This window comes from Gelidibacter salicanalis (assembly GCF_016469035.1).
GTDB lineage: Bacteria > Bacteroidota > Bacteroidia > Flavobacteriales > Flavobacteriaceae > Gelidibacter > Gelidibacter salicanalis_A.
On sequence record NZ_JAEHJZ010000050.1, the window covers coordinates 43,165 to 50,099 of the forward strand.

The 6,935-nt window shown below is 37.6% G+C and carries 5 protein-coding genes and 1 pseudogene; 1 reads left to right on the plus strand and 5 read right to left on the minus strand.

All coding sequences use genetic code 11. The features are described 5' to 3' along the window. Window positions 1-172: 172 nt before the first annotated feature. The 3 genes from JEM65_RS18630 to JEM65_RS18640 form a co-directional block, all read right to left on the minus strand. Window positions 173-730 carry a hypothetical protein gene (locus JEM65_RS18630; protein ID WP_199602890.1) on the minus strand — a complete coding sequence of 186 codons (558 nt, stop codon included), beginning with the start codon at window positions 728-730 and terminating at the stop codon, window positions 173-175. Window positions 731-1,181: 451 nt separating this feature from the next. Further along, window positions 1,182-4,139 carry a DNA polymerase III subunit alpha gene (locus tag JEM65_RS18635; protein WP_199602892.1) on the minus strand — a complete coding sequence of 986 codons (2,958 nt, stop codon included), beginning with the start codon at window positions 4,137-4,139 and terminating at the stop codon, window positions 1,182-1,184. Then, complete coding sequence (locus tag JEM65_RS18640; protein ID WP_199602894.1) at window positions 4,139-5,353, minus strand: DNA polymerase Y family protein; 1,215 nt, start codon at window positions 5,351-5,353, stop codon at window positions 4,139-4,141. The genes JEM65_RS18635 and JEM65_RS18640 overlap by 1 nt, the downstream gene beginning before the upstream one ends. A gap of 227 nt (window positions 5,354-5,580) precedes the next feature. Here JEM65_RS18640 and JEM65_RS18645 point away from each other — a divergent pair. Next, window positions 5,581-6,010 (plus strand): annotated as a pseudogene (locus JEM65_RS18645) (transposase); the annotation flags it as partial. A 49-nt stretch (window positions 6,011-6,059) separates the two neighbouring features. On the opposite strand, the gene JEM65_RS18650 reads toward JEM65_RS18645, so the two are convergent. Both JEM65_RS18650 and JEM65_RS18655 read right to left on the minus strand, forming a co-directional pair. After that, complete coding sequence (locus tag JEM65_RS18650; RefSeq protein WP_199602895.1) at window positions 6,060-6,437, minus strand: hypothetical protein; 378 nt, start codon at window positions 6,435-6,437, stop codon at window positions 6,060-6,062. A 73-nt stretch (window positions 6,438-6,510) separates the two neighbouring features. Continuing rightward, the gene (locus JEM65_RS18655; protein ID WP_199602896.1) at window positions 6,511-6,699 is read right to left on the minus strand and encodes a hypothetical protein; all 189 of its coding nucleotides are present in this window, start codon (window positions 6,697-6,699) and stop codon (window positions 6,511-6,513) included. Between the last annotated feature and the right edge of the window lie 236 nt (window positions 6,700-6,935).

Below are 6,935 nucleotides of genomic sequence, written 5' to 3' on the forward strand. Positions count from 1 at the left end.
CGCTAACTAACAACATCTTGGAGCGTTTTCTCACAATCCATGACAAAACGATATAAAGCCTAACGCTTTAGCCAGCCAGACTAACCTCCTAACACCGGTTCAGTCAACACGGCATTTATGTTGGGTCGTACTGACCACACGAATGCTTGTTAGATATTGGCAACTGGCTTTTCTATAGTATGTCTTTATCTTTTCCGTCAATATTATGTTTTATTTTTTGGCCCATACCGTTTGTTACATATCCGGCAACAGTTTCTGTTTTTGTCATTCCATTTTCCAAATATTCCAACGTTATTGAACAATCGCCAGTTATTCCCACCCAAACAGTTTGACTCTCTTTAGGTTTCAATTCCGAAATATATTTTGTTTCACAACCAACGATTTTTATATCCGTCAAATTGCTGCCTGTGGCGTTTGTAAAAGTGATTCTCATATTCCCAATTACAATCAATGATATCCAAATGAAAGTTAACATTATCGGTAGATTAATGAGCATTAAGCCTCCTGTCTTTAAAAGCTTTTTGCGATTGGTCGAGTCAGAATTTGATTTAGCTATAATTGCTATTAGAATTATCAAATTTGTAATTCCAGCGAGTACAATAAATCCGTATCCAATAAATAATGAATCACTGTTAGAAGTCAGGAAATAACCCCCGAAAATAATTGCTCCAATTATGAACGAAATTAATGCAGTTACTTTTCCTAAAGTGATGTAATTTTCGGATTTCATTTTATTCTTAGTTGGTTGCCCACATTCATATACACAACATAGAGTGCCATACATATCCCCTATCTACCCCATGCCATTTCTGTTTGTCGTACTCAAATGTACCCGATTCCTATAAGGAATCCTACAACACGAGTATATATTTCTGTCGTTTTTGTACTGGAATGGCCATGGAGCTGTGGGTTGAGGGAGGTAGATAATCATATATGTTTTAGCCTTCCGTTCCATAATAGACTTATAGAGATGTATTCAAATTTAAAGAGACTCTCTTAGCCATTGTTGGTGCTTTCCGCCAACGATTTTTGCACAACCTTACAATACCTCACAAATAGCCAGTGCTGATGTTTTGAACTAATAATGCCTGAAAACAAAACATAAAGCACTTGAAATAAAAAGACAATAGCATATCATTTTTAGCATGGACTAATTCTAAAGTAATTGAATGTTCAAAATTTTAAGTATTTCTAGGATCAGGAAGTATGGATGATTTAGTACTCCATATAACATTCATACTGTAAAAATCAAATCGATCTGTTATTTTTCCATAGCAGGCATAGACTCCCAATCCGTTAATTGGATATTTATCGACAACATCGGTAAAGTGTACCGCATCAAAATAGTCGCCCTTTACATCTATAAAAGTGCTCAATCTCATGAGTTTCCCCTGAGACGTTTTATTAAATCGCGTTGTCACCAAGCTGCCATAAATTAAGACCTCTCTACCTATGAAATCTTTCATTTGACTGGCTAAAATGCCATTTTCTATAGCGCCATTAACCAATCTAAAGTAATTGCATAAAGGAAAGCCCAAGAGCTCCATTTCATCATAGGCGTCTTCTACCCAATTGCTTTCCATCTTGGGCAATTTAAATTCCCTATGCTGAATTTTAAACAATTTGGACTGTTGACTTTTGGTACCGTCAGCATTTAACTTAAAAATGGCTTGCCACAACAATTCCGATTTTGACCGGTTGGTAAAGCGAAACGCATTAATCCTTATTAAGATGGTCACCTGTTCAATGCTAATAGTTACCCTGTCTATAAAGTCGTCCAAGGAGTTGTAATGACCATTCAATTGCCGTTCTGATAGGATTCTTTGCACAGTATAGGTCTCTAGATTTTTCAGATAACCAAAACCTAGATAAATGGATTTCCCCATCAATCTGTTGGGATGGTCGCTTCTGTTAATACAAGGCGGGCAAATTGTAGCACCTTGTTTCTGTGCTTCATGAAGATAATGCTCGACACTATAAAACCCACCGCCATTATTAAGAACGGCAGTCATAAACTCCAATGGATAGTAACATTTTAAAAACAAACTCTGATAACTCTCCACCGCATAAGAAGCCGAATGGCCTTTCGCGAAAGCGTAGCCAGCAAAACTCTTGATCTGATTCCAGACCTCAAAGATCAATACATCACTAAAGCCTTTTTTTCTACAATTTGAGATGAATTTTTCTTCTACAGCGATAAATTCCTGTCTCGATCTGAACTTGCCGCTCATGCCACGCCTCAAAATATCAGCTTCTCCAAGCGATAAATCTGCAAACTGATTGGCAACTTTTAAGACATCCTCTTGATATACCATGACTCCATAGGTTTCAGGCATAATCTGCATGAGAATTGGGTGTCCGTTCCTACGATTTTCAGGATACCGGTGTCGCTTGATAAACTCCTCTTTCATCCCTGATCCCGATACGCCAGGTCTAATAATAGAACTTGCAGCCACTAGACCAATATAATCCTGTGTCTGTAATTGCTGCATCAATCCCCGCATTGCGGGCGATTCCACATAGTAGGCTCCAATGGCACCTCCAGATTTTAAAAGGTCATTTATATTTTTATCCTTTTTAAAAGCTTCAACATTGTTGATGTCAATTGCTGGCACCTCTGGTCTATTTTCCTTAATGATCTCCAAAGCTTCCTTAATTTTGGCCAAGCCCCGCTGGCCCAAAATATCAAATTTAAATACACCAACATCTTCCGCTATGATCATATCAAATTGAACTGTTGGAAACCCTTTTGGCGGTAAGTCCGTGGCTGAGTAATAATGAATCGGCTTGTCCAAAATGAGTATGCCAGCAGAATGCACGCTCAAATGATTGGGGAATCCTTCAATCAATTTTCCATATCGGAGAACAAGCTGTGAGATATCGTCCAATTGGGGAACCGAATAATTGCCCGTGCTCAGTTTGTCTATTTCTTCCTTTGGCAATCCAAAAACCTTTCCCAATTCCCTTACCACAGCTCTATACTTAAAAGTACTGTAGGTGGCCAATAGAGCCGTATGTGGGAATCTTCTAAAGATATAATCCGTCACATCATCTCTATCTTTCCATGAGAAATCAATATCAAAATCGGGAGGCGAAGCTCTAAACGGGTTGATAAAACGTTCAAAATATAAATCCAATTCAATGGGGTCAACATCTGTAATACCAATAATATAAGCTACAATGCTATTCGCCCCACTCCCACGGCCCACATGAAAATAGCCTTTACTTTTGGCATAAGAGACAATGTCGTAATTAATAAGAAAGAAGGATACAAAATCCAGTGATTTAATGGTATCCAATTCAGTTTTCAATCTGGCCAAAACTTTCTCGTTAGGGTCTGCATAGCGTTTGTATAAATTATCTTTGCATAAAGATTCTAAGAGCTTATAATCTTTTTCAACAGAATCTGTGTACAGCTTTAGGTTTTGCGATTTACGATCCTCGCCATAGTTGAATTCTATATGGCAGCTATTTAAGATTGTATTGGTGTTCTCAATAATATTTGGAAAATCCTCAAAAGCTTCATGGATCTCCAGGGTAGAAAACATGCTATCGGTAAGCTTACATTCCTCAGATTTTTCAAGCTTGCTCAACAAGATGTTTTTATCAATGGCCCTCAATAATCTATGGGCGTTGAAATCCTTTTTGCTTCTTATGGTTACCGTCTGTAGGACCACTAATTTGTTTTTAAGGTTTTTCAATTTGGAAAACCTTAATTTTCTCAGCTCTTCAATGGGGATCCCGATAAATTCGTTTTCGGCAAAATTCTCTTTTTCTAATTGCAATGCCCGCTCAAATGAATAGATAACGTAGCAATTATCAAAAATCGGCGCAAGTTCTGGCAATTCAATCTTTTTTTCCGAATGATGGGATAAAAATCCATTGAGCTCTTTAAACCCTTCGTTGTTTTTGGCAATACCTACATAGACTTGCTTAGGGCCATTTCTAAAGTCAATGCCTACAATAGGCTTTATATTGAAATCTTTGGCTTTCCTAATAAAATTCAGGCATGCCGATGTATTGTTAATGTCCGTCAGTGCCAATGTAGGGACATTATTTTTTTTAGCAAGCTCCAACAGTTCAATCTCAGAAAACGTGCCGTAACGCAAGGAATAATAGGTATGACAGTTAAGGTACATTACTGATTTCTATGGGCTAATAAAGTTGGTGGTTCCCCATTGAATGGGTTTTCAAATCTTCCAATGGTCTTTGCCCCCATGGAAGAGGCACGCATAATACTTGATTCACCGTAGCGCCCCCTAATATGATCCATGGCGGTGTAAAGACTGAGCATTTCTTCTGTATCATCAAATAAATTTATTTGATAATGACCACTTACAATATCGCTGATCCTCACTCCTACCAAACGTACCAACAGACGCCGCTGAAACAAGAGATCGAAGAGCTCCATAACTTTTGGGATAATCACGTGGTCTGCACTGGAATATGGAATTTTAATCTGTTTACTGTAAGTATTAAAATCAGAATACCGGATTTTCACACTGATAACACCGGCTATCCTGTTTCCCCTTCTTAACTGGAATGCCAAATTTTCAGCCATCGCAAAAATGGTGGTTCTCAACTTCAGTATATCAATCGTGTCCTTGGTAAAAGTGCGCTCCGTCGATAAGGATTTGCGTTCATGAAAAGGTACCAGGGGCGGGTTGTCAACACCATTGGCCCTTTTCCATATGGTGCCCCCATTGGCGCCTAAAGCGCTTATCATCATCTCTATGGGCATTTGTTGAACTATCTTGACTTTGTCAACACCCAGATTCCGTAAAACCTGATATGTTTTCTCTCCCACAGATGGTATTTTTCGGATGGATAAAGGCGCTAAAAATGATTTTTCGAAGCCTGCATCTATCTTTAATTGGTTGTTTGGTTTTGCTTCACCTGTGGCCACTTTTGAAACAATTTTATTTACGGACAGACCAAAGGAAATTGGCAGTCCGCTGTTCTTTATAACGCTCTGCCTAAGTTCAGAAGCATATTTATAACACCCATGGAACTTATCCATACCGGTCAGATCTGCATAGAACTCGTCCACACTCGCTTTTTCAAATACAGGTACTTTGTCCTTTATGATTTCAGTTACCAAATGAGAATATTTTGTATAAATAGAAGCATCTCCGCGAATGACAATGGCTTCCGGACACAAATTTCTTGCAACCTTCATGGACATCCCAGAATGCACACCATAGGGGCGGGTTTCATAACTACATGCCGCCACAACGCCTCTTAATCCTGTACCTCCCACCAAGAGGGGCCTATGTTGAAGTCGGCTATCGATTAATCTTTCACACGATACAAAGAAGGTATCCAAATCGAGATGCAATATATTTTTTTCCATAGTGCAAAATTACTCATATATGTAGCGAATCATTGCTACTGTTTGTAGCTTGTGAATAACTTATAATTACATATGGCCAGAGTAATAACTTAACAAAACGTTCCAATGACCGCACCCAATTGATGTACAAGGCTCCAGGCATGACAGAAGAGCACTGTCGATAACACGAAAAAGATTGCAAAACGTTAATAGAAGATTGGGAACGCAGTAATCCCAATTAGGGTATAGACCATCAGGCATTACTGACCCACATAGAGACCATACCTGGAATAGGGGAGCAAGACCTCACTTATGCCCATCGTTCTGACCGATGGGTTTGAACGCTTTGATTCGGCAGGCCAATTATCCAGCTATTCAGGATTGACACCCATGATCCGAGAAAGCGGAAGCAGTGTAAAGGGACGACCCAGGATCAGTAAGATTGGAAACCAAAACGCAGAAATCCATTATTCATGTGCAGTTTTAGAGCTTGCAAACACAACAAAGCCTGCAAGGCAATTTATGACAGAATAGTAGCTAAAGGGAAAAGTAGAAAGCTAGCTCTAATAGCAGTCTGTAACAAGCACCTGAAACAGGCACCTGAAACAGGCATTTGCGGTAGCGAAATCGGGTTTGATCTATGATAAAAACCACAGAAGTACTTTAATTGAAAATTAGTGCTTTCTTGGTTGTTTTTAGCACAGTTCTTAGTTATTGTAGTGCATTTTTATCTTTTTGTCAAAACATAGGTGTCTCCTATCGAATTTATCATAATTAATCTATTCATTTCAAATACATAATTCCAATTTCCATTCAGTACAAGATTTGGGTCAAATTCAGTTGTGATAATGGTTTGTTTATTATCAAAACTCAGAGTATGTTTTTGTACAGAAAAATCCCCAAAATATATGGCAGGAAAATTAGTTCTATCGCTTTCACCAGAAAAATCTCCATTGTCAAAATTAAGTTCAACACTAGAAATCATTTCATTTCTCTCAAAAGTTCCAATATATTGTCCGTCAATATTTGGTTCCTGATAATCATCATAATCACAAGCAAAAGTTGTAATTAAAAGTCCGACTAATGTTATAAATTTCGTTCTCATAATTCTATTTAATTGATAAAATTTTTCTCGTAAGGTTTTTTTAATCCACTACAACGTGTTTTGTTGCGCGTTTTTAATCTGTTAAATATTTTTTGGTGAAAAGAGTAATTATCAAGTAAAAAATTCCAGCGAAAAGTATAGTAAAATTAATTTCTTGTGGTCGATTTGGATCTCCTGTACTAATATGAATAATTTCGGTAGCTACTCCTCCTAGAAATAAACTTACAATAATCCTAAACCAAGCTCTATTAAGTATTTTCATTAATCTATTTTTACTACTAATTTTTAAAATTTATTTTGGCTCAGGCTTTCTATCTATTCCAATAGATAAATATTAGTCAGATTATTTTCTTTATTGAATTTTCCTAAATGCACTACAACATGTGTATATATAACATATGACACGAGGAGTTACGTATATATCACTTATGCACCCCATGCCATTTCTGTTTGCCGTTCTCAAATGTACCCGATTCATATAAAGCATCCAAGGTCCAT

Coding starts and splice junctions, on each gene's coding strand:
- JEM65_RS18630 (WP_199602890.1), bottom strand. CDS start 730: ATGAAATCCGAAAATTACATCACTTTAGGAAAAGTAACTGCATTAATT.
- JEM65_RS18635 (WP_199602892.1), bottom strand. CDS start 4,139: ATGTACCTTAACTGTCATACCTATTATTCCTTGCGTTACGGCACGTTT.
- JEM65_RS18640 (WP_199602894.1), bottom strand. CDS start 5,353: ATGGAAAAAAATATATTGCATCTCGATTTGGATACCTTCTTTGTATCG.
- JEM65_RS18650 (WP_199602895.1), bottom strand. CDS start 6,437: ATGAGAACGAAATTTATAACATTAGTCGGACTTTTAATTACAACTTTT.
- JEM65_RS18655 (WP_199602896.1), bottom strand. CDS start 6,699: ATGAAAATACTTAATAGAGCTTGGTTTAGGATTATTGTAAGTTTATTT.